The 22,974-nt window shown below is 38.3% G+C and carries 20 protein-coding genes and 2 tRNA genes; 16 read left to right on the forward strand and 6 right to left on the reverse strand.

Features of this window, described 5'->3' with window-relative positions:
* Positions 1–209: 209 nt before the first annotated feature.
* Genes ACB104_RS11105 through lspA form a run of 6 tightly spaced genes read left to right on the forward strand, consistent with a single transcriptional unit; the run spans position 210 to position 6,105 of the window.
* Positions 210–1,547, forward strand: coding sequence for an alpha/beta hydrolase family protein (locus tag ACB104_RS11105; protein WP_370478727.1), 1,338 nt, complete (start codon positions 210–212; stop codon positions 1,545–1,547).
* The gene (locus ACB104_RS11110; protein WP_370478728.1) at positions 1,544–2,485 is read left to right on the forward strand and encodes a DUF6807 family protein; all 942 of its coding nucleotides are present in this window, start codon (positions 1,544–1,546) and stop codon (positions 2,483–2,485) included. The genes ACB104_RS11105 and ACB104_RS11110 overlap by 4 nt, the downstream gene beginning before the upstream one ends.
* A gap of 30 nt (positions 2,486–2,515) precedes the next feature.
* Positions 2,516–4,072: an NAD(P)/FAD-dependent oxidoreductase gene (locus ACB104_RS11115; protein WP_370478730.1), complete on the forward strand. Its 1,557-nt coding sequence runs from the start codon at positions 2,516–2,518 to the stop codon at positions 4,070–4,072.
* A 12-nt stretch (positions 4,073–4,084) separates the two neighbouring features.
* A complete protein-coding gene (locus tag ACB104_RS11120) occupies positions 4,085–4,645 on the forward strand; it encodes a sugar O-acetyltransferase (protein ID WP_370478732.1) in 561 nt (186 codons plus the stop codon).
* A gap of 50 nt (positions 4,646–4,695) precedes the next feature.
* Positions 4,696–5,589 (forward strand): ACP S-malonyltransferase, encoded by an 894-nt coding sequence (fabD, locus tag ACB104_RS11125; RefSeq protein WP_370478734.1) that lies wholly within the window; start codon positions 4,696–4,698, stop codon positions 5,587–5,589.
* Positions 5,590–6,105 carry a signal peptidase II gene (lspA, locus tag ACB104_RS11130; RefSeq protein WP_370478736.1) on the forward strand — a complete coding sequence of 172 codons (516 nt, stop codon included), beginning with the start codon at positions 5,590–5,592 and terminating at the stop codon, positions 6,103–6,105. It begins immediately after the preceding gene.
* 49 nt (positions 6,106–6,154) lie between these two features.
* Here the strand turns inward: lspA and galE are convergent, their stop codons facing one another.
* Together galE and ACB104_RS11140 are read right to left on the reverse strand one after the other, a co-directional pair.
* A complete protein-coding gene (gene galE, locus ACB104_RS11135) occupies positions 6,155–7,180 on the reverse strand; it encodes a UDP-glucose 4-epimerase GalE (RefSeq protein WP_370478737.1) in 1,026 nt (341 codons plus the stop codon).
* Positions 7,173–8,327, reverse strand: a complete 1,155-nt coding sequence (locus ACB104_RS11140; protein WP_370478739.1) for a DegT/DnrJ/EryC1/StrS family aminotransferase — start codon at positions 8,325–8,327, stop codon at positions 7,173–7,175. The genes galE and ACB104_RS11140 overlap by 8 nt, the downstream gene beginning before the upstream one ends.
* 236 nt (positions 8,328–8,563) lie before the next feature.
* On the opposite strand from ACB104_RS11140, the gene ACB104_RS11145 reads away from it, so the two are divergent.
* The gene (locus ACB104_RS11145) at positions 8,564–9,799 is read left to right on the forward strand and encodes a 3-deoxy-D-manno-octulosonic acid transferase (protein ID WP_370478741.1); all 1,236 of its coding nucleotides are present in this window, start codon (positions 8,564–8,566) and stop codon (positions 9,797–9,799) included.
* Between the two features lie 103 nt (positions 9,800–9,902).
* On the forward strand, positions 9,903–10,193 hold the full coding sequence (locus ACB104_RS11150; RefSeq protein ID WP_370478743.1) for a hypothetical protein: 291 nt from the start codon (positions 9,903–9,905) through the stop codon (positions 10,191–10,193).
* A 78-nt stretch (positions 10,194–10,271) separates the two neighbouring features.
* Here the strand turns inward: ACB104_RS11150 and ACB104_RS11155 are convergent, their stop codons facing one another.
* The 4 genes from ACB104_RS11155 to mutS form a co-directional block, all read right to left on the reverse strand.
* Positions 10,272–12,086 (reverse strand): sodium:solute symporter family protein, encoded by a 1,815-nt coding sequence (locus tag ACB104_RS11155; protein ID WP_370478744.1) that lies wholly within the window; start codon positions 12,084–12,086, stop codon positions 10,272–10,274.
* A gap of 185 nt (positions 12,087–12,271) precedes the next feature.
* Positions 12,272–12,356 (reverse strand) — tRNA-Leu (locus tag ACB104_RS11160).
* Between the two features lie 29 nt (positions 12,357–12,385).
* Positions 12,386–12,457, reverse strand: a tRNA-Gly gene (locus tag ACB104_RS11165).
* Positions 12,458–12,554: 97 nt separating this feature from the next.
* The gene (mutS, locus tag ACB104_RS11170) at positions 12,555–15,167 is read right to left on the reverse strand and encodes a DNA mismatch repair protein MutS (protein WP_370478745.1); all 2,613 of its coding nucleotides are present in this window, start codon (positions 15,165–15,167) and stop codon (positions 12,555–12,557) included.
* 129 nt (positions 15,168–15,296) lie between these two features.
* Here mutS and ACB104_RS11175 point away from each other — a divergent pair, with 129 nt between their 5' ends.
* From ACB104_RS11175 to ACB104_RS11210, 8 genes are all read left to right on the forward strand, one after another.
* Positions 15,297–15,833 carry an RNA methyltransferase gene (locus ACB104_RS11175; protein WP_370478747.1) on the forward strand — a complete coding sequence of 179 codons (537 nt, stop codon included), beginning with the start codon at positions 15,297–15,299 and terminating at the stop codon, positions 15,831–15,833.
* A 73-nt stretch (positions 15,834–15,906) separates the two neighbouring features.
* On the forward strand, positions 15,907–16,566 hold the full coding sequence (locus tag ACB104_RS11180; RefSeq protein ID WP_370478749.1) for a class I SAM-dependent methyltransferase: 660 nt from the start codon (positions 15,907–15,909) through the stop codon (positions 16,564–16,566).
* Positions 16,567–16,672: 106 nt separating this feature from the next.
* Complete coding sequence (locus tag ACB104_RS11185; protein WP_370478750.1) at positions 16,673–18,211, forward strand: glycoside hydrolase family 28 protein; 1,539 nt, start codon at positions 16,673–16,675, stop codon at positions 18,209–18,211.
* 96 nt (positions 18,212–18,307) lie between these two features.
* Entirely contained in the window at positions 18,308–19,300 is a 993-nt protein-coding gene (locus tag ACB104_RS11190; protein WP_370478752.1) for a Tll0287-like domain-containing protein, read from the forward strand.
* 134 nt (positions 19,301–19,434) lie between these two features.
* The gene (locus ACB104_RS11195) at positions 19,435–20,394 is read left to right on the forward strand and encodes a c-type cytochrome (protein WP_370478754.1); all 960 of its coding nucleotides are present in this window, start codon (positions 19,435–19,437) and stop codon (positions 20,392–20,394) included.
* Between the two features lie 11 nt (positions 20,395–20,405).
* Positions 20,406–20,843 (forward strand): cupin domain-containing protein, encoded by a 438-nt coding sequence (locus ACB104_RS11200; protein WP_370478756.1) that lies wholly within the window; start codon positions 20,406–20,408, stop codon positions 20,841–20,843.
* Between the two features lie 96 nt (positions 20,844–20,939).
* Positions 20,940–21,800: a C-GCAxxG-C-C family (seleno)protein gene (locus tag ACB104_RS11205; RefSeq protein WP_370478758.1), complete on the forward strand. Its 861-nt coding sequence runs from the start codon at positions 20,940–20,942 to the stop codon at positions 21,798–21,800.
* Positions 21,797–22,960, forward strand: coding sequence for a serine hydrolase domain-containing protein (locus tag ACB104_RS11210; protein ID WP_370478759.1), 1,164 nt, complete (start codon positions 21,797–21,799; stop codon positions 22,958–22,960). The genes ACB104_RS11205 and ACB104_RS11210 overlap by 4 nt, the downstream gene beginning before the upstream one ends.
* The last annotated feature ends 14 nt before the right edge of the window (positions 22,961–22,974 follow it).

Here is a 22,974-nt window from a genome sequence, read left to right on the forward strand (position 1 = left end):
ATTAAGTAATGTTCCTAGACTAATCCATTTAGTTTAAACTTTATTTTGTAAAAAATTTCAACTAACTTCGTTTAACGACTGATATAAGTCATTAAAACGACGCATATCATCGCATTAAACGAACCTTCCAAAATTCCCGAAATCATAAACCACTATTTCATTAGCTTTGCTAAATGCAAAACGCACTTTTCTTTCGGTTTCAAAAAAGCATGGTTTATTTTTTAATGCTTGTTTTTTTGCTCACCTCTTGTCATTCAACTTTAAAAGGCGAATGGCGCAGTTTGGTTGTTGGGCAAAACATTAATTACACCATAAACAACCCCAAAACTCCAGCACAAGATTTTAAAGGAGGTCATGCTACCGTCATTTATTTAGAACATTTGCCACTCGAAAAAATCGGGCAAAATACCAACAAACAGGATATTGATTGGCTATTAAACCAAGGTTATCGGGTAATTGAACTCGATTATAAAAATCACCCTAATGCAACAGCCACCAAAATAAACGAAGATATCATTGCCATAAACAATGCTATTGCTGACGGTTCATTTTGTGGGTTGACCGACTGTTCTGTGTACCAAACCTATGTGTTGTTTGAAGGTTACCGCATTGCCAGAAACGTCCCCTATTTTAAGGATAATCCCACGGTTTACAACACACCCAAAGAATACACCAATGGCGATATGCTGAATATGGATATTGTTTATCCCGCTAATCCCTCAAAAAAAGTGCCCGTAATTCTATCGTTTTCTTACAGCAACAGCTATGCGACGTTTAACCCCGAAACAGGCAAGCTAACCGATACAAACAAAAACAAGCGCACCTATTTAAAGTATACCTTTTCTGGGTTTAACGATTCGTTTTTGGAGGGACTACCGGCGCACGGCATGGCTTGGGCCATTGCAGACCACCCAAAATATTGCCCTTGGGGTGAAGGCAACCCAAAAGGTGGCGAGCCAGAAACTTACAAATCGTACCAAATCAACCCAGATGCTGCCCAAAAAGTAAAATCGGCCATCCGAACGTTACGGATTGAAGGTGAAAAATTAGGACTTTCAAACACTATTGGCGTTTACGGGTTCTCACGCGGTTCAACGGCAGGGGCTATGGCTATTGGAAACAAATCCGTTCCAGAATTTGAAAATACGGGGTTTCATTTAGTAGTTCCTGACAATGTGCAAGCCGCTGCCCTCGGGCCAGGTGTTTTTGATTACACCCAAATTTATAATGTTTTAAACGATGGCGACCAAAATTTGGAAACCCGTTGCCCATGGGCTTGGGGCGATTTGGAAAACAACCGGTCTTTATGGGAAACCATGGGCGCCAGTTATTTGGTGGAATCTTCTAAAACGGCCCCTGTTCTGTTTTTTTATAACCAAGATGACGAACCGTATTACCAAGACCAAATAAAACATTTTAAGTCGAAATTGGATTCATTAAACGTACCCAATTCTAGCTTAATTAATTACGGAAAAGGGCATTCCGTTCCTCAAAAAAATCAAGATTTAAACGTACTTTACAACTTTTTTAAAACCCATTTAAAATGAAATGGACATTCATTTTATTGATTTCAATTGGACTTTTAAGTTGTTCAGATTCAAAACAAGTCAATGTTTCCATAAACGCTGATGCAGCCCATTTTTCCGAGGGAAATGACAGCATCCTCAAATATCAAATCGCTGAAAAATCCTTGAATGGCAAATACAAAAGAGCCAATTACATTCATCCGCTTTATGCATTGAATGGAACCGTTTTAACCGAAGATTTCCCTGAAGACCATCCGCATCATCGTGGCATATTCTGGGCATGGCATCAATTATATATTGGCGACAAACGTATAGGTGACGGTTGGGAAATTGACCATTTTAGTTGGGATGTGGTTTCTGTTGAAGAACTCCCTCAAAAGTCTTCCGCGAAAGGGATAAAAGCTGAAGTCCTCTGGAAATCGGATTTATGGTTGGATGCCGAAGGAAACGAAAAACCTTTTGTAAAAGAGATAACAACCTTTAAAGTTTATCCCAGAACTGAAAATTATAGACTGATAGATATTGAAATAAATTCATTGGCTTTAGAACCCAATATGCGCATAGGCGGTTCGGAAGACGTCAAAGGTTATGGCGGATTTTCACCAAGAATTAAATTGCCAAATGATGTGGCATTTACCAGTTCTACAGGTGAGATTATCCCAGAAAATTTACCTGTAAAAGCAGGCCCTTGGATGGATATTTCCGGTTTATTTAGTGAAACAGAAGAGCCATCAGGAATTACGATACTCTGCCATCCAATGAATCCCAAACCTATTGACCAATGGATTTTACGCAAACAGCGCAGCATGCAAAATGCTGTATATCCTTTTCCCGGAGCAGAACCCATGGTCCTTTCACAATCGCATCCTACCGTTTTAAAATACCGTATAATCATCCATAGCGGAGATGCAAAATCTTTGGATATAAATTCCATTTACTCGAATTATGTAATTCAATAAAAACCGAGTCAATTTCGCTAATTTTGTATCATGGTAAAAGAAATTCAACTTCGTATTTCATTAAAAGAGGAAGAAATTAGTGGTATTTTGTTTTTAAAATCGGCCGAAAAACTGGAGATTGACAAGGCTAATATTTCGGGTATTAAAATCCTTAGAAAATCCATTGATGCTCGAAAACCCAATATCATTTTCAATTATAAAGTAGCGGTTTTTATAAACGAAGATGTGCCTAAAACTTCCGAATACCATTTCGATTACCAAGACGTTTCAAAAGCCAAACCCATTCACATAATTGGTTTTGGCCCTGCAGGCATGTACGCCGCACTGCGTTGTATTGAGTTGGGTTTTAAACCAATTGTTTTAGAACGTGGTAAAAATGTAAAAGCCCGTCGCCGAGATTTACGCGCCATAAACCAAGAGCATTTTGTAAACGAAGACTCCAATTACTGTTTTGGAGAAGGCGGCGCTGGCACCTATAGTGACGGCAAACTCTACACCAGAAGTTTAAAACGTGGTGACGTAAGACGCATTTTTGAAAACTTGGTATATCACGGTGCTACCGAGCAAATTTTAGTAGACGCGCATCCACATATCGGTACGAATAAGTTACCAAAAGTGGTTCAAAATATAAGGGAAACAGTTTTAAAACATGGCGGTGAAATTCATTTTGAAACCCGTGTCTCCGATTTCAAAATTAAAAACAATAAAATATATGCTTTAGAACTTCAAAATGGTGAAGACATGGCCGTTGATAAAGTGATTTTGGCAACTGGGCATTCGGCTAGGGATATTTTTTATTTGCTTCATAAAAAACACATTGCCATTGAGGCAAAATCGTTTGCTATGGGCGTTCGGGCAGAACATCCGCAGCATATCATCGATTCCATTCAATATCACTGCTCCGGTGAGCGACCAGAGTTATTGCCTGCCGCATCCTATAGCTTGGTAGAACAGGTCAACGACCGAGGTGTTTATTCGTTTTGCATGTGTCCTGGCGGATTTATAGTTCCTGCTGCAACGGCCAATGGCGAAGTGGTGGTTAATGGCATGTCACCATCAAAACGGAATAATTTATATGCCAATTCTGGAATTGTAGTTGAAATAAATGTGGATACAGATTTGCCCAAATACGAACAATTTGGCCCACTTAAAGGATTGGAATACCAAAAGAACTTGGAGAAATTGGCCTTCACTGCTGGCGGAAGAAATCAGACTGCGCCAGCACAAAGATTAACAGATTTCGTTGAAGGTAAGTTTTCAAATACATTAAACCCTTCTTCATACCAGCCGGGTTTAAATTCAGCGCCGCTTCACTCACTTTTGCCTAAACTCATAGGAAGCAGATTGCGAAAAGGCTTTGATGCCTTCGGAAGAAAAATGAAAGGCTATTACACCGAGGAAGCCAATATTGTGGGCGTGGAATCGAGAACTTCATCGCCAGTTTCGATACCAAGAACAGAACAATTGGCACATCCACAAATAACTAATCTTTATCCTTGCGGAGAAGGCGCAGGTTATGCAGGTGGCATTGTTTCAGCTGCTATGGATGGTGAACGATGCGCAGAAGCAGCTTGTGAAACGCTTTAAATTTTTATTCTTATGACTGAAAAGCAAAAAATGCTTGCCGGGGAAATGTACAATCCATCAGACCCCGAATTAATGAAAGAAAGACATGCTGTTAGATTATTATTTCAAGAATTTAACCGTTTAGATGAAAACCATTTTGAAGAACGAAAAGCTGTTCTTTATAAAATATTTAAAAACGGTGGAGAAAATTTATACGTAGAGCCACCCTTTTATTGTGATTACGGCAGTAACATTATTATTGGTAAAAATCTTTTTATAAATTTCAACTGCTGCATTTTGGATGTGGCCAAAGTAACCATCGGTAACAACTGCATGATTGGGCCTTATGTACAAATTTATACGGCAACACACCCTTTAGAGTTTAAAGCACGAAATGGTGGTAAAGAATATGCCAAACCCATCATTATTGGTGACAATGTATGGATTGGCGGTAACGCTACCATTTGTCCTGGTATTACCTTGGGCAATAATGTGATTGTTGGTTCTGGTGCCGTGATAACAAAAAGCTTCCCAAATGATGTAGTTATTGCGGGAAATCCTGCCAAAATAATTAAAACCATAAATAACAACTAATTACATTCTTAATATTATTCCTATTTTAGCAGCATTAAAAACTAACTAAAATGAACGCATATATTTTTCCAGGTCAAGGCGCTCAATTCTCTGGAATGGGTTTAAACCTCTACGAAAATTCCCCATTAGCACAAGAACTGTTTGAACAAGCCAATGGCATTCTTGGTTTTAATATCACTGATATTATGTTTGAAGGGTCTGCCGAAGACCTAAAGGAAACCAAAGTGACCCAACCCGCTATATTTTTACACTCGGTGATTTTAGCCAAAACATTGGGCGACAGTTTTAAGCCCAATATGGTTGCTGGCCATTCGTTAGGTGAATTTTCAGCATTGGTGGCTAATGGCGCTTTAAATTTTGAGGACGGTTTAAAATTAGTTTCACAGCGTGCTATGGCCATGCAAAAAGCTTGTGAGCTACAACCCAGCACTATGGCGGCTGTTTTAGGATTGGACGATGACATTGTTGAAAAAATATGTGCTACAACCGAAGGTATTGTTGTGGCTGCAAACTATAACTGCCCTGGCCAACTGGTGATTTCCGGAGAAGTTGAAGCCATCAACATGGCTTGTGAAGCTTTAAAAGCGGAAGGTGCTCGTCGTGCTTTGGTATTGCCTGTTGGCGGAGCATTCCACTCACCTTTAATGGAGCCTGCCCGTGAAGAACTGGCCGCTGCCATCGAAAACACAACCTTTAGCAAACCTAATTGCCCAATTTACCAAAACGTTACGGCCAACGCAGTAATTGATGAAAATGCTATAAAAACAAACTTAATTTCTCAATTGACTGCTCCTGTAAAATGGACGCAGTCTGTTCAACAAATGATTGCCGATGGCGCTACTTTATTTACAGAAGTTGGCCCTGGAAATGTGTTACAAGGCTTGGTTAAAAAGATAAACAGGGACGCCGAAACAGCTTCTGCAACTTTTACAACCAATAGTTAAATGAAGTTAACGAAACGCTCCATCTACATTATTGCCGTTATTGTTTTAACCATAGCCGCAGACCAAATATCAAAAGTTATTGTTAGAGAAACCATAATCGGCAGGACAGAATTTAATCCTGGTGAACGCATTCATTTAATTGGCGATGCCTTTATATTGATGAATGTTGAAAACACTGGGGCTTTTCTAGGTATGGGAAGCGATTTGAATCCTACATTAAGAATTATATTATTGCTTATTTTGCCCATTCTTGTCCTCGGATTTGTTTTACGCTACATCATAAAAGATAAATCTTTAGGCAACTGGTCTCTTTTTGCATTCGCCAGTATTATTGGTGGAGGAATCGCTAATGTTTTTGACCGCATTGTTTATGGTTCAGTTACCGATTTCTTGTTTATAGATTTGGGAAGTGTTTTTAAAACCGGTATTTTCAACCTCGCCGATTTATCGGTCACTACTGGAATGATTATTTTGGTTGTTATAAGCTTAAAGAAGAAAAAGAAAACCGCTGAATAAAAAAAAACCGCGATGTTCATCTCGGCTTTTGTATATCATGATTTGCAAATTAGTCTTTACTTCTAACCACCTGCTCCCACTTCCAAGCGGAACGCATGGCATCATCAAGGGTTAATTTTGTTTTCCAACCCAATTCTTCATTTGCTTTAGTAGTATCGGCATAAGCCGAAATAATATCTCCTTCTCTTCTACCAACAATTTTATAGTTCAATTTTTCACCAGAAACCTTTTCAAAAGCTTGAACAACTTCTAAAACAGAACTTCCTTTTCCTGTCCCTAAATTAAAGGTTTCATAGTTTGCTTTGTTCTTATTTTGCAACAAACGCTCAAGTGCAACAACGTGGGCCTTTGCCAAATCTACCACATGAATATAGTCGCGAATGCAGGTGCCATCTGGCGTTGGATAATCATCTCCGAAAACCGATAGTTGTTCACGCAAACCAATAGCCGTTTGCGTAATGAATGGCACTAGATTTTGTGGTACACCAATGGGCAATTCTCCAATTTTAGCTGATTCGTGCGCTCCAACAGGATTGAAATATCGTAAGGCTATAGCCTTTAAAATAGGTGTTACCTTGCACGTATCCTTAATAATTTCCTCGCCAATTTGTTTGGTGTTACCGTAAGGCGACTCCGCTTGTTTTACAGGAGCATTCTCCGTGATTGGCAATTCATCGGCCTGACCGTAAACCGTACATGAAGAACTAAAAATAAAACTTGCTTCTGGTAATTTCTTCAATTCCTTGAGGATGTAAACCAAAGTACCAATATTGTTTTCATAATACAATAAAGGTTCTTTTACACTCTCTCCAACCGCTTTACTAGCCGCAAAATGTATAACCCCTTTTATATCGTTATGCTTTGCAAAAAAAGCTTCAACACCAGCTTTATCTTTTAAATCCAGTTTTTCAAAGATTGGCTTTTTTCCTGTAATCGCCGTAATGCCATCAAGCACATCAATTGAGGAATTTGACAAGTCATCTATAATTACTACTTCGTAGCCTTCATTCTGTAATTCAACAACGGTGTGTGATCCAATAAATCCTAATCCACCAGTTACTAATATTTTATCCATTGATAAAGTTTATGATTGTTGATGTTATATATTCTATTTGTTCGTCGTCCAATTCAGTGTGCATAGGCAACGAAATAACCTCTTTCACCAATTGGTTGGTTACCGTAAAATCTTCTTCCTTATAGCGCTCATCTAAATACGCTTTTTGCTTATGTAAAGGAATGGGGTAATAAACACCACAAGGAATACCTTTTTCGTTTAAATGCTTCACCAAAGCATCTCTATCTATGCCTTTTAATTTTAAAGTATATTGATGAAACACATGACAATCGCAAGTATCACAAATACCCTCACACCCATTTACCGTTTTTGGCGTTATGATATTTTCAAAAGATTTAAAAGATTCGTTATACTTTTTCGCTGCTTTTTGTCTCGATTTGGTGTATCTATCCAAATGGGGCAATTTTGCATCTAACACCGCTGCCTGTATACTATCCAATCTGGAATTCACGCCCACTACGTCATGATGATAGCGTTCATACATGCCGTGGTTTACAATGCCTCTTATGGTATGGGCCAAATCATCATCATTTGTAAAAATGGCACCTCCATCACCATAACAACCTAAATTTTTTGATGGAAAAAATGAGGTTGCCGCAACATTGCCAATCGTTCCGGCTTTTACCTTTCTGTTATCTTTATAAGTATAATTTGCACCAATGGCCTGGGCGTTATCTTCAATAACAAATAAATTATGTTCTTTGGCAATTTCCATAATGGCCTCCATATCAGCGCATTGACCAAACAAATGAACAGGAACAATGGCTTTCGTTTTTGGCGTAATGGCCTTTTTTATGGCCTCAATGTTAATATTAAAATCATCCTCATTAACATCAACTAAAACAGGTGTAAGTTGCAACAAGGCAATCACCTCAACCGTGGCAGCAAAGGTGAAATCGGCAGTAATAACTTCATCCCCAGGTTTCAACCCCAAACCCATCATGGCAATTTGCAATGCATCCGTACCATTGGCACATGGTATAACGTGCTTAACTCCCAAATAGGTTTCTAAGTTTTTCTGAAACTCATGAACCTTAGGCCCATTTATAAATGCCGTGTTTTCAATAACTTCTTGGATAGAAGGGTTAACAACATCTTTTATGTCGTTATATTGACCTTTGAGGTCAACCATTTGAATTTTTTTCATCTGTTTTAATTATGCTGTTTTTATCGGTCAGATGTAATTCGCCAATAATAATTTCATTTAGTATCAAATTCTTGTTATGGCTCATTTCATAGAAGAAAAATTATAGTCAACATTATAAAAGTGACTAATTTTATCGATGTTCCTTATGGATTATCGAAATGCAAAATTACAAAAATGATTGTGGCTGACCAATGAATTTATTTTAAAGAAATGTATTTTAGCGGCAAAGAAGTCATTTGAGTTTAATTTACAACATAGGTATTCATTTTTTAACTTTTGCCTTAAAAGTTGCAGCACTTTTTAATGATAAAATTAAAAGTGGCGTTTCAGGAAGGAAGAATAGCTATGAAACATTATCCTCTAATATTAAAGATTCCGATAAAACGCTTTGGTTCCATTGTTCCTCTTTGGGTGAATATGAACAAGGGCTTCCGGTTTTTCAAGCACTACGAAAACATTACAATTCGCATAAAATCGTTCTCACTTTTTTTTCTCCTTCGGGTTATGAAATCCGTAAAAACAGTCCTATAGCGGATGTTGTGGTTTACCTTCCTCTTGATACCAAAATGAACGCAAACCAATTTTTAAATATAGTAAACCCTGAACTCACGGTCTTCGTTAAATATGATATTTGGCCGAACTATTTAAAACAAATTAAGAAGCAAAAATTAAAGGCTATTCTAATTTCGGCGGCATTTAAAAAAGATCATGTTTACTTTAAGCCTTATGGCAAACCCCTAAGAGATGCACTTTTTGCATTTGACCATATTTTTACACAAAATGAAGCTTCAAAAGACTTGCTTAGGTCCATTAATTACGACCATGTAACCATAAGCGGCGATACCCGTTTTGATCGTGTTTACAGTCAGTTGGCTCAAGATAATTCTTTGCCATTTATTGAAACTTTTAAAGACAATAAACTCTGTGTTGTAATTGGAAGCTCATGGCCAGAAGACGAAGCTTTGTTGTTGGAATATATCAACAACGAGGCGCCCAAACACGTGAAATTCATTATTGCACCCCACAATATAAAGCCTGCACAAATAAATGGAATTACCCAAAAGCTGGAAGCGCCTTATGTTCTATTCTCCCAAAAAGACGGTGCCCTATTAAAAGAAGCAACCGTTTTTGTAATAGACACTATTGGCATACTCACCAAAATTTACAGTTATGCCGACATCGCATACGTAGGAGGTGCCATGGGCAACACAGGGCTGCATAATACCTTAGAGCCTGCCGTTTTTGGTGTGCCCATAATTATTGGTAAAAACCATAAGGATTTCGCTGAAGCGCAAGCTTTAATGGATAACGGCGGCTTGTTTTCTATTTCCAATCAAAGTGAACTGAAAACTGTTTTAAATGAACTCATTCAAAATACTGAAAAAAGGTTAAAAATGGGCTCGGCAAACTCAAACTTTGTAAACAGAAACAAAGGCGCTGTAATCCAAATACTTAATTACCTACGTATATAATTGTAAAGTTGAAAAGGATTTTTCGGAAATTCTATTTAGTTTGACGTCTAAATTCTTAAAATCTATGACCAACTTCATTAATTAACACTAAAAACAAAAACCGATGAAAAAATTATCCTTAAGTGCCGTTTTAGTTGCACTAACATTAAGTTTCACATCTTGTAGAGACACCAAAAAAGCTGAATCTGTAGAGGACGCCATTGAAAATGCCGGTGACGCTATGGAAGAAGCGGCTGACGATGCAGCCGAAGCAACAGAAGGTGCCTTGGAGGAAGCTGGCAAAGCCATGGATGAAGCTGTTGATGCTACGGACGAAGCCATTAAGGAAACTGGCGATGCAATGAAAGAGGCAGGTGATGCCATTAAAAATAAAGCCGAAGAACTAGAAAACTAGTACTCGTTGATAGCAAAAAATGAAAGCCGCCTAATAGGCGGTTTTTTTATTTCTACTCTTTAAAATCATTGCTCGATTTTATAAAATGTTTACCTTGATTTTTTTCCAAACCCGAGTTAACAATACTCCAGAAACAATTGCAATAATGGATATAATAAAAGCATTTTTGTAGTTCCCATAAATAAAATGCCCAGTTGCAAACATACAGCTATAAATTAATATGCAGCCCAATAAAATAGCGACAATACCTGCTGGTACACTCCATGGTTCATCAACTTTTTGCAATATAACGTCATCCGCCTTTGCTTCATCAATAACCTTTTTCCAACCTGGTCCACCTGGCTGGGTTTTCAGGTAAAAACTTCTTAATATATCTTTACTTTCCGGTTGCGTGATAAAAGTTGCACCGAGCCATATACTGGTGGTTACAAGAACAACAAAAGGATATTCCAAATAACTGTCAAACACACCTGTATCTTTCCCAAACAAATATTTGCCCAATGGCGTTAACTTTAATAGTATTGAAATAATTCCTGATGCAAACATGGCGGCTATCTCACTCCAAGCATTAATGCGCCACCAAAACCAACGTAAAATAAAGATGAGTCCTGTTCCAGCTCCAAATACCAACAACAATTCAAAAAGTTGAAGTGCATTTTGAAGCAATAAAGCCAAAATTGCACTAAAAACCATTAAAATGACGGTTGACAACCTTCCAACAGCCACTAATCTTTTTTCTGAAGCTTCAGGGTTAATCTGTTGTTTGTAAAAATCATATACGATATAAGACGAGCCCCAATTCAACTGGGTAGATATGGTACTCATGTAAGCCGCTATTAATGACGCTAACACCAAACCAAGTAAGCCCGTTGGCAGTTTGGTAAGCATGGCTGAATATGCCAAATCATGACCCAGCTTGTCGTCAGCAACTACAGGAAAAGCTTCTTGAATACTTGCTAAATCAGGAAACACCACCAACGAGGCCAAAGCTACCAAAATCCATGGCCACGGACGCAATGCATAGTGCATGATATTAAAGAAAAAGGTTGCTCCAATGGCATGATTTTCATCTTTGGCAGCCAACATTCTTTGGGCTATATAGCCTCCTCCTCCAGGTTCCGCTCCAGGATACCACGAACTCCACCACTGCACCGCCAAGGGAATGACCAACAAAGTAATTATGGCATTTTTATCATTGAAATCAGGCAAAATAGATAGTTTATCCATTACATTTTCGTTGGCTAAAATGGCTTCTATGCCACCTACTTCGGGTAAGTTCACCAAATAATAAGCCGCACCAATAGCACCAACCATCGCAACAAAAAACAGAATAAAATCTGTATACACAACGCCTTTAAACCCTCCCAAAGCACTAAACACAACCGTTATAAGTCCAGCGCTAATAACCGTTTGCCAAGGCTCCAGCCCTAACATAATGCCCCCAATTTTAATAGCGGCCAATGTAACTGCCGACATGGTAATCACATTAAAAATAACCCCAAGATAAACCGCCCTAAACTTTCTTAAAAACGCCGCAGGTTTTCCGCCATAGCGCAATTCATAAAATTCTAAATCTGTCTTCACTTCCGATTTACGCCACAGCTTGGCATAGACGAACACCGTGAGCAATCCAGTTATTAAAAAGGCCCACCAAACCCAATTACCCGAAACACCATTTGTTCTAACAATATCGGTTACCAGATTGGGAGTGTCTGTTGAAAAGGTAGTTGCTACCATGGAAACCCCCAAAAGCCACCAGGGCATGGTTCTTCCAGATAAAAAATACTCCGATGCATCCTTTCCCGACTTTTTTGAAACAAAAATCCCTATAGATAAAGTGATTGCAAAAAATAGTATAATCAATATGTAATCTAGTGTGTCTAAGGATATCATTTTGTTTTATTTGGTTGTCTTTTTTGCTAGTAATTTAAATATTCAATAAAGAAACACAATTTATTGATAAGCTTCAACTAAAATCTTGGCAACCTATTTTATTTAGACAAAGTTTTTTAAAGGCAAATGGATTGATTAGAAAGCATAAAAAAACCTCCAATGTCATTAAACAAAGGAGGTTTGAGTACTGAAGGCGGGACTTGAACCCGCACGGCCATAATGGCCATTGGATTTTAAGTCCAACGTGTCTACCAATTCCACCACTTCAGCAACTTAATTGGTATTTTCGAAATTTTCTGAGCGAAAGACGGGATTTGAACCCGCGACCCTCACCTTGGCAAGGTGATGCTCTACCCCTGAGCTACTTTCGCAATTTGTATAAGAACCTACAATCTGCCGATTGCGGATGCAAATTTAAAATATTTCTAGGAAATGCAAAGCCTTTTACTAAAATAAATAAAATTTATTTCAAGCCTGTTTTTTCTTGACCAACATACGCTTAATCTCATTCAATTTCATAAGTGCTTCGACTGGAGTCAGCGTGTCAATATCGGTGTGCAGTATCTCGTCCTTTATATTTTCCAGTAGAGGATCATCCAAATTAAAAAAGCTTAATTGCAAATCATGGTTTATGGATTTCACCTTATCGGTGAGCTCCTCACTTGAATGCGACTTCTCTAATTTTTTCAGAATTTTATTGGCACGATGTAAAACCTGTTGCGGCATACCCGCCATTTTTGCCACGTGAATACCAAAACTATGTTGACTGCCCCCTTCAACTAATTTTCTCAAGAAAAGCACATTGTCCTTTAACTCTTTTACCGAAACATTAAAGTTTTTAATGCGCTCGAACGTTTCGGTCATTTCATTAAGTTCATGGTAATGCGTTGCAAAAAGCGTTTTTGGTTTTGAAGGATGTTCGTGCAAATATTCACTGATTGCCCAAGCAATGGAAATACCATCATATGTGCTAGTTCCGCGACCAATTTCATCCAACAACACCAAACTTCTATTTGAAATATTATTTAGAATGGATGCCGTTTCATTCATTTCAACCATAAAGGTAGATTCACCCATCGAGATATTATCGCTGGCACCTACTCGAGTGAAAATCTTATCTACCAAACCAATTCGTGCGGATTCGGCTGGCACAAAACTTCCTATTTGAGCCAACAATACGATTAGAGCAGTTTGACGTAAAATAGCCGATTTACCAGACATGTTAGGCCCTGTAATCATAATGATTTGCTGAGCAGTTCTATCTAAAAACAAATCATTGGCAATGTAGGCTTCACCTAAGGGTAATTGCTTTTCAATAACAGGATGGCGTCCATCCTTAATATCCAAATCGTAGGATTCATCAATGGTTGGGTAAACATAATGGTTGTCTTTTGCCAATTGCGCAAATCCACACAAACAATCCAATTGCCCAATTAAATATGCATTTTGCTGAACTGCTTTGATGTACTGGTTCATCCAAGAAACTAAATCGGCAAATAATTGTTGTTCAATAGCTAAAATACGTTCTTCGGCTCCTAAAATTTTAGCTTCGTATTCTTTGAGTTCTTCGGTAATATATCGCTCGGCACTTACCAAAGTTTGCTTACGAATCCAATCTGCAGGAACTTTATCTTTATGCGTATTTCTAACTTCAATATAATACCCAAAAACGTTGTTTGATGCTATTTTTAAGGATGTGATTCCGGTACGTTCCGTTTCACGCTCCAACATATTATCCAGATAATTCTTTCCTGATTTCGAAAGATTTCTGAGTTCATCCAACTCGGAAGAAAAACCAGTAGCAATCGTGTTTCCTTTTAAAACATTCACTGGAGCATCTTCATTTAAGGTCTGTTTTATTTTTTCACGAAGTACTTCACAACTTTGCAGCGTATCACCAACAATTTTTAACGATTCGTTATCGCAATTGGATGCTAATGATTTTATGGGAGCAATGGCCTCCAACGAATTTTTAAGCTGAATAACCTCCCGCGGATTGACCTTACCTGTTGCAGTTTTTGAAATCAACCGCTCTAAATCGCCAATATGCTTAATGTGGTTCTGAATTTTTTGAAGCACCGTATTTTCCTTGGTCAAAAAACTCACGACCTCATGGCGCTGTTTAATTTTATCGATACTTTTTAAAGGCAATGCCAACCAACGTTTCAACAACCTTCCACCCATAGGTGAAATGGTTTTATCTATAATATTTAAAAGTGTTACCGCATTATTGTTAGTGGAGTTGTAAAGCTCTAAATTTCTAATAGTGAACTTGTCCATCCACACATAATCGTCTTCTGCAATTCTTGAAATGGATGTGATGTGTTGCAGTTTATGATGCTGCGTTTCACCCAAATAATGCAAAATAGAACCTGAAGCAATAATGCCTTCATACAAATCTTCAATACCAAAGCCTTTTAACGTTTTTGTGTTGAAATGCTTTGTTAAGGTTTCGTAAGCATAATCGGTTTGATACACCCAATCTTCCAAATAAAAAGTATGGAAATCGTCGCCAAAAGTATCTTTAAATTGGCTTCGCCTTTGTTTGGAAACCAGCACCTCACTCGGGTTAAAATTTTGAAGCAGCTTATCTATGTACTCCGCATTGCCTTGCGAGGTTAAAAACTCGCCCGTCGAAATATCCAAAAATGAAATGCCAATATATTTTTTGTCAAAATACACCGAACATAAAAAGTTATTTGATTTCGAAACCAAAACCTCATCATTTAATGCCACCCCAGGCGTCACCAATTCAGTGACCCCACGTTTTACAATGGTTTTGGTTTGCTTTGGGTCTTCCAGTTGGTCGCAAATGGCAACACGCTCGCCCGCTTTCACCAACTTGGGCAAATAGGTGTTTAACGAATGGTGTGGAAATCCAGCCAACTCGGTTTCACTCTCACTTCCTGCACCACGCTTAGTTAAAATAATCCCTAAAATACCGGCAGCCCGTACGGCATCTTCACCAAAGGTTTCATAAAAATCGCCCACCCGAAACAACAACAAAGCATCAGGATACTTAGCCTTTATAGCGTTGTATTGTTTCATCAACGGCGTTTCTTTTTTTGCTTTTTTAGCCAATGGTAAAGTGGTTTTTAAATGTTATTTTTGACAAAATTGTAGCATGCAATGTACTATTAATTTCATGTTTTTTGAAGTTGGCCAACCACAAGTTATCTACAATTAAAACAAGATTTCAACAATAAAACCATGCGAAAATTAAAAAACAGCGAACTGGACCGATTGAGTGTTGATGATTTTAAAGAAGCCGAAAAAAAGCCGATAATTATCATACTTGATAACATTAGAAGTTTAAACAATATCGGTTCTGTGTTTAGGACGAGTGATGCGTTTTTAATTGAAAAAATTTATCTCTGCGGTATAACGGCAACTCCCCCACATAAAGACATCCATAAAACAGCTTTGGGAAGCACCGATACCGTTGACTGGGAATATGTTGAAAACACGCTAGAACTTGTTGAGAAATTAAAAACTACAGGAGTAAAAGTATGTTCTATCGAGCAGGCAGAAAATGCAGTAATGCTTAACGATTTTAACGTTGAACCTGAAACCAAATATGCCTTGGTATTTGGCAACGAGGTAAAAGGCGTGGCGCAAAATGTGGTTTCTGCGAGTGACTTCGTGATTGAAATACCACAATTTGGCACCAAGCACTCTTTAAATATTTCGGTAAGTTGCGGTGTTGTGGTTTGGGATGTTTTTAGTAAGTTGAAAAAGCCCATTTAAATCTTCCCGAAGGGAGGACTTCCCCATTATTCCTCAAAATTAATCTATATTAATAAAAATCTTTCTTTATAAAATGCCCAAAAAAGTAAAAATACCCTGGCCTACTAAAGCAGTCATGGAACAGATTTATGAGAAGCATCTTTGGGGTGGTTATAACTTAGGTTTTTATTCTGGGACAGGGTCACATGACCCAAAAATTGCACAACCTTATTTAGACGCGGTAACCGAATTTTTAAAATCGTTCATTACACCGTTAACGGTTTGCGATTTAGGTTGTGGCGATTTTAATATCGGCAAGCGCTTAACCCAATACACCACAAAATATATTGCCGCAGACATTGTTGAAAAGCTCATCAATCGAAACAAAACTTTATTTAAAGAACACAACTTAGAGTTTCTTTGTTTGGATATTGCGAAAGACCAGCTTCCAAAAGCCGATTGCGTTATTCTGCGCCAGGTGTTGCAGCATTTATCCAACACAGAAATACAAAACATAACCCAAAAACTTTCAGATTACAAATACCTCATCCTTACGGAACACATACCAATAGGCGATTTTATCCCCAATAAAGACATTATTTCTGGTCAAGGCAATAGAACAAAAATAAATAGCGGTGTTGATATGTTACAGGCACCGTTCAATTTAAAAATCAAAGAAGAAAAACATTTATGCGAATACATTTTGGATAACAACAAAGGGCAAATCGTTACCACATTATATCGTCTTCTATAATTATTTTTTACTGAGTTAACTTACAGCTTTATAAAATAAAACACCGAACAAAACTTAGACCTTCCTCAACATAAAACGCCTATTTTTACCTACTATGCTAAACCATATGAAAATATTCACCACCCTTATTTTAGCCTTATGTTTATACGGCTGCAGGCAAAACATACAAATCGGCCCCGATTTTAGCCAATTGGAAACCATTCCAACAAAAGAACAAGTGGGTCATTTGGTATTGCCCGATACCATTGCTAAAGTTTCTACGCCTTTTAACATGCCGGTTTTTGAAAAGCCTAAATTCCCAGAAAGACAAATCAATATTTCGGATGAAATAGAGACTCCCTCTGAAATGGTTACCGAAGTCATTCAAAACTCTATTGACCAACTTTCATCTGTTGGCGGTGGCACGGTAATTATCCCAAAAGGTGACTGGAAAATAGGGCGCATCATTTTAAAAAGCAACATAGACTTACATATTGAAGAGGGTGCCGTTGTGCATTTCAGTACCGATGTAAAAGATTATCAACCTGCTGTTTTTAATCGTGTGGAAAGTATTGAAATGATGTCGTTGGGCGCATGTATTTATGCCAACAATCAAGAAAATATTGCCATAACTGGGAAAGGAAAACTCATCGGCCCGTTTGGTGGCGAAATTAAAGAACGGGCGTACATGCAGCCCATTGAAAGTTTGGTTGATTTGTCCAAACCTGCTGAGGAACGGATTCACGATGGCTCACAAGAAGATTGGATTTTTCCACCAAAATTCATTTCACCCATCAATTGTAAAAATGTGTACATAGAAGGTGTTTCATTGGAAAATACGGCCTTTTGGAACATCGTACCAACCTACTGCGACAATGTAATTATCCGTGGGGTTTATGTGAACTCTTATGGCATTCCGCGTGGTGATGGCATAGACGTTGAATCCTCAAAAAACGTGTTGATTGAATATTGCACCCTTAACACAGGTGACGATTGTTTTACCATGAAATCTGGCCGCGGCGAAGACGGGTTAAAAGTAAACAAACCTACCGAAAATGTTGTGGTGCGCTACTGTTTGGCACAAAAAGGACATGGTGGCATTACCTGCGGAAGTGAAACTGCTGGCGTAATCCGAAATCTATATGTTCACGATTGCGTCTTTGAAGGTACCGTGGTAGGTATTCGATTTAAAACACGCAGACCAAGAGGTGGCGGCGGAGAGCATTTATATTACGACAGAATACGCATGAACCTTGAAGCTACCTGCATAAAATGGGATATGTTAGGCACACCAGCCTATGTTGGCGAATTGGCCGAACGTTTACCCGCCAGAGAGGTTAATGCACTCACACCTTTTTACCGTAATATCTCCATGAGCAATCTCATTATTGAAAACGGCACACACTTTTTAAAGGTTTATGGCATCCCCGAATCGCCATTGACCAATTTAACTATTGATAATGTAAATGCTACATGCGCTAACTTATTAATAATACATGATGCCGAAAACGTTAACATTAAAAACGCCAATATAAAAACACCTGATTCAATTATCGAACTTCTAGGCGCTAAAAACATTTCTTTCAATAAGGTGGTTTTTTATTTAAACAAGGCAGCCTTACAAAAACCCGATGACGTTTTATTTGAGGATTGCAGCTTCAAATAAAAACGGATTGTCCATTAACAAAGCATGTTGAAAGTCACCAATGTTACTTTCAAATTAACTGTTTTACAAGATATTTGTGGTTTAATCTATTTGACCATGAAAAAGCTTCTATGTATTGTTCTAGCCATCTTGTTTGTTAGCTGCAATAACAAAGAAAAATCGGGAAGTAAAACTACGGCTCAAGACAACAGTCAGCTTCAAACGAAACACCCCGGAAAAAAACTTATGGAAACCTATTGCAATGTTTGCCATAACGCCCAAGCACCAGAAGGCAACGGAAGAATTGCGCCTCCAATGATTGCGATAAAAGCACGTTATTTAGATTATTATGACAATAAAGAAAATTTTGTTAATGCCGTAACAAGTTTCACAAACAATCCTTCCAAAGAAAACGCAAAACTTTTTGGAGCCGTAAGAAGGTTTGGCGTCATGCCAAAACAGATGTTTCCGGAAGGCACTGTTGAAAAAATTGCCGAATACTTGTACGATTACCAAATTGAAGAACCTACGTGGTTTAAAGACCACATTAAAGGGAAAGGGTTTAAAAATTACAACCAAGGCAAAGTGAGTTTGACGCAAACTGAAACCGAAAAAACTTTGGAAGACATCGGTTTGGAATACGCCCTGTCAACCCAAAAAGTCTTGGGCAAAAACTTAATGGGTACCATACAAAATAAAGGAATACTTGAAGCCTTGGAGTTTTGCAATGTTAAAGCTACGTCCTTGACCGATAGCATGTCTAAATTACATCATGCCACGATTGAACGGGTGTCTGAAAAAAACAGAAACCCATACAACAAAGCCAATAATGAAGAACTGAAATACATTAAGCAATTTAAACTTGAAGTGGCCCAAAATGTTGATGTAAAACCCGTTGTAGTTAAAACCGATGGAAAAGTAAATTTCTATTACCCTATTCTTACCAAGGTCATGTGCTTACAATGCCATGGAACTGTAAATGACATTCAACCAGAAGTTGCTGAAAAAATTCTAAAACTTTACCCTAAAGATTTGGCAAAAGGCTATACCGAAAAACAAGTTCGAGGGATTTGGAGCATTGAATTTAATGACCCGAATTCTGTTAATTAACATAAGCTCTAATGAATTAATCCACTTCATTTTAAATCCACAAACCATCTTCCGTTTGTATTTCAAATTTTAAAAATGTACATTTAATCACCTCGAAATCCTGCCGTGCTATCTTGACCCATAAAACGATTAGCATGAAAAAAATTTTAAAGATTTTAGGTATTGGCATTGCCGTTATAGTAGGATTCATTGGCATTTTTCTCCTTTACATTGGTTTAACAGATATTCCTTCATACGAAGTCAAACAAGTTAATTTTCATGCGGAAAGCACACCCGAATCTATTGAACGGGGAAAGAAATTAGCCATGATGCTCTGTGCCAATTGCCATATGAATACCGAAACCAGAAAACTAACGGGCAAAAGAATGCTTGATGCCCCACCAGAGTTTGGCGAAATATATTCACAAAACATAACACAAGACAAACAATATGGTATTGGTGAATGGACAGATGGTGAATTGGTTTACCTGTTGCGAACAGGCATTAAAAAAAACGGACAGTACAGTCCGCCATACATGGCTAAATTGCCGACAATGGCCGATGAGGATATTAATGCCATCATTTCGTTTTTAAAGTCGGACGATCCTATGGTTGCCGCTACCGCCGTTCCAGATACCCCAACACAACCCTCACTTTTAACAAAACTACTTTGCCGTGTAGCGTTTAAACCTTTCCCGATGCCAGACAAAGCAATTGAAATGCCAGACGCTAATAATGCTGTTGAATTGGGAAAATATTTGGCACACAATCTCGATTGCTTTTCTTGTCATTCCTCAGATTTTAAAACCAACAATTATATGGACCCCACTTTAAGCGAAGGTTATTTTGGTGGAGGTAACAAGCCTTTGGATGAGCAAGGTCGAGTGATGCTGACCCAAAACCTGACGTCCGATAAAGAAACCGGTATTGGAAATTGGGCAAAGGAGGACTTTATAAATGCCGTAAAATATGGATTAAAAAAAGGTGAAAACGTGCTACGTTACCCTATGGCTCCCTATACGCAACTAACAGATGAAGAGGCAGGTGCCATCTATGAATATCTTCAAACCATACCTCCAATTAAAAATGACGTAGAGCGGTCTGTTTACAATTAAAATATTTGATTATGAAAAGTTTTATTTTAAATCTGATTTTAGCTTTCACGTTATGTTCCACACTTTCGGCTCAAGAAAAAACAACAGCTGAAAACCCTGAAAAAAAGTATACCATTGAAAATTGTGTTTCAGAATTTTCCATGGACAAAACCATTGAAACCGAAGTGGGCTACCAATTTTGGTTTGCCGACAAGGAATTTCTTGATGGACGTACACTAAAAATGAGTGTTGTGGCACCGCATAAAGCTACCCACCCACCGCATAAGCATGTTGAGGATGAATTCTTTTTTGTTTTGGAAGGCACTGCCGAATTTTATTTGGATGGCAAAACGAAGACAGCCGGACCCTACAGCAGTTTTTATTGCCCCTCTTGGTCGGAACATGGTATACGCAATGTGGGTGACACCGAATTGAAATATTTGGTAATCAAAAAATATCAGTTGAAATAACCCATTTTTACGGCTGCCCCTTCTAAGCTGACCAATATCATTGGATTGTTCTTCATTCCTCAATATCTTTTTGGATTCTTTTAAAAGATTGTTCCAATGGCTTCTGGTGTTACCACAAACAAAACGGGCCCAAAAGATGGCAGGAAGGTTTTTCGGAAATTAGGCACATGCTCCCGAACCCTGTTCTTTATGTTGAATAGAGAATTCGGCCATCTTAAGGATCTTGAAGAACGTGCCTCTGATGCTTTAGCAGGTGGCATTATGCAAAAAGGCCATCAGTGCGGTATGCTTTGGGGAGCTTCGTTGGCTGTTGGCGCCGAAGCTCATCGAAAATGCAAAAATGAAAATGAAGCCATTTATGTTGCCGTTAAGGCAACGCAAAAAATAATGGCGTCTTTTTCAAAAAGAGAGCACACGATAAACTGTAGGGATATTACCCATTGCGACTTTTCCAGCAAATTAAGTATGGCCAAGTACTTTTTTTCTGGCCGGTTTTTACACTGTTTTAACTTAGCGCAACAATGGGCTCCAGAAGCTGTCCAATCTGCCGTTGAAGGACTTTCAAATGACAACCACCCACCAAAAGCATGTATAAGTTGTGCCACCGAAGTGGCCAAAAAAATGGGTGTGAGCCACGAAGAAACCATCATGGTAGCAGGGTTTGCTGGTGGTTTGGGCTTAAGTGGTGCTGCCTGTGGGGCATTGGGTGCTGCCATTTGGTTAAAGTCGTTAAAGTGGTGTAGAGAAGTTCCCAAAAAAACTTCAATGAGCAACCCGTATTCAAAAAAAACACTGGATGCCTTTTACAAAGCATTTGAAACTAAAGTTTTATGCTCTAAACTTACTGGCACAACGTTTAAAACCATGCAAGACCACACCAATTATATACAAAATGGTGGCTGCAATGCACTCATTGAGATTCTTGCAGAAACACAACCCATAAAACCATTGCAATGAAAAACCTAATATTCCTGATTTCAATATGTTTTCTAATAAGCTGTAACAATTGCCCTTCGGTCTATTCGTATCAAGCACCTGAATTTGAAAACCACGGGTTAAACGTTGGCACCTTAAATCAGGCTGGGATAGATTCTCTTAAAATAGCAAACTTGGTTGATTGCATTTATGCTGAAAAGTACGGCCAAATTCATTCCGTTTTAATATACAAAGACAGTCTATTGGTACTTGAAAAATATTTTGAAGGACATAAGTTTAAATGGGACGGCCCCAATTATTATGGCGAATGGGTTAAATGGAACAAAACCACGCCACACCAAATCATGTCGTGCACCAAAAGTTTTGTTTCTGCCTGCATAGGCATTGCCATAGACAAAGGGTACATTAAGAGTGTTCATCAATCCATTTTTGATTTTCTTCCGGAGCATCAGCAATACCGCTCCAATGGCAGAGAAAACATTACCATTGAACATTTACTTACCATGACATCTGGTTTACAATGGGATGAATGGCATGCGTCACATGCTACATCAGCTAATGATATTGACCGGCTTTATATTGAATGTTGGGAGAACCCGTTAAACTGTGTTTTTGAACGTCCGTTAGTTGCAAAACCTGGCGAGGAATTCACTTATAATGGTGGCGGTCTGATTGCTTTAGGTGAAATATTAAAAAATGCCACAGGAATGAATTTAATCGAATTTGGCAAAGCACATCTATTCGAACCTATCGGTATAAACAATATGCAATGGGATACTTTTCCAAAAGGCGAAGTTGAAGCTGGTGGAGGGCTGCACTTAACGCCACGCGATATGTTAAAGTTTGGCGTGCTGTACCTGAATAACGGGGTGTGGAATGGAGAACAAATAATAAACGAAAATTGGGTCGAAAAAAGTGCAACAGTATATCTCAACAATTCAGGAATTAAAATACCCATAGAAGACTCTGGCAAAAATGGCTATGGCTATACTTGGTGGATTAGCGAAGTGGATGACGGAAACCAAAAAACCCAAATGTATCGGGCAAATGGTTGGGGCGGACAGGTCATCATGGTGCTTCCTGAAAAAAAAGCTGTTGTGATTTTTACAAGCGGCAATTACAGTTCCAAATCGCGATTATTTAAAATGCTAGAACGGTATATTTTACCGGCGATGCATTGAAGAAAAGTGTATAA

Origin of the sequence: Tamlana flava, assembly GCF_041287255.1 — a bacterium.
Classification (GTDB): domain Bacteria; phylum Bacteroidota; class Bacteroidia; order Flavobacteriales; family Flavobacteriaceae; genus Tamlana; species Tamlana flava.

Coding starts and splice junctions, on each gene's coding strand:
- ACB104_RS11190 (WP_370478752.1), top strand. CDS start 18,308: ATGAAAAAGCTTCTATGTATTGTTCTAGCCATCTTGTTTGTTAGCTGC.
- ACB104_RS11115 (WP_370478730.1), top strand. CDS start 2,516: ATGGTAAAAGAAATTCAACTTCGTATTTCATTAAAAGAGGAAGAAATT.
- ACB104_RS11140 (WP_370478739.1), bottom strand. CDS start 8,327: ATGAAAAAAATTCAAATGGTTGACCTCAAAGGTCAATATAACGACATA.
- fabD (WP_370478734.1), top strand. CDS start 4,696: ATGAACGCATATATTTTTCCAGGTCAAGGCGCTCAATTCTCTGGAATG.
- ACB104_RS11110 (WP_370478728.1), top strand. CDS start 1,544: ATGAAATGGACATTCATTTTATTGATTTCAATTGGACTTTTAAGTTGT.
- galE (WP_370478737.1), bottom strand. CDS start 7,180: ATGGATAAAATATTAGTAACTGGTGGATTAGGATTTATTGGATCACAC.
- ACB104_RS11105 (WP_370478727.1), top strand. CDS start 210: ATGGTTTATTTTTTAATGCTTGTTTTTTTGCTCACCTCTTGTCATTCA.
- ACB104_RS11205 (WP_370478758.1), top strand. CDS start 20,940: ATGGCTTCTGGTGTTACCACAAACAAAACGGGCCCAAAAGATGGCAGG.
- ACB104_RS11210 (WP_370478759.1), top strand. CDS start 21,797: ATGAAAAACCTAATATTCCTGATTTCAATATGTTTTCTAATAAGCTGT.
- ACB104_RS11155 (WP_370478744.1), bottom strand. CDS start 12,086: ATGATATCCTTAGACACACTAGATTACATATTGATTATACTATTTTTT.
- lspA (WP_370478736.1), top strand. CDS start 5,590: ATGAAGTTAACGAAACGCTCCATCTACATTATTGCCGTTATTGTTTTA.
- ACB104_RS11185 (WP_370478750.1), top strand. CDS start 16,673: ATGAAAATATTCACCACCCTTATTTTAGCCTTATGTTTATACGGCTGC.
- ACB104_RS11200 (WP_370478756.1), top strand. CDS start 20,406: ATGAAAAGTTTTATTTTAAATCTGATTTTAGCTTTCACGTTATGTTCC.
- ACB104_RS11150 (WP_370478743.1), top strand. CDS start 9,903: ATGAAAAAATTATCCTTAAGTGCCGTTTTAGTTGCACTAACATTAAGT.
- ACB104_RS11175 (WP_370478747.1), top strand. CDS start 15,297: ATGCGAAAATTAAAAAACAGCGAACTGGACCGATTGAGTGTTGATGAT.
- ACB104_RS11120 (WP_370478732.1), top strand. CDS start 4,085: ATGACTGAAAAGCAAAAAATGCTTGCCGGGGAAATGTACAATCCATCA.
- ACB104_RS11180 (WP_370478749.1), top strand. CDS start 15,907: ATGCCCAAAAAAGTAAAAATACCCTGGCCTACTAAAGCAGTCATGGAA.
- ACB104_RS11195 (WP_370478754.1), top strand. CDS start 19,435: ATGAAAAAAATTTTAAAGATTTTAGGTATTGGCATTGCCGTTATAGTA.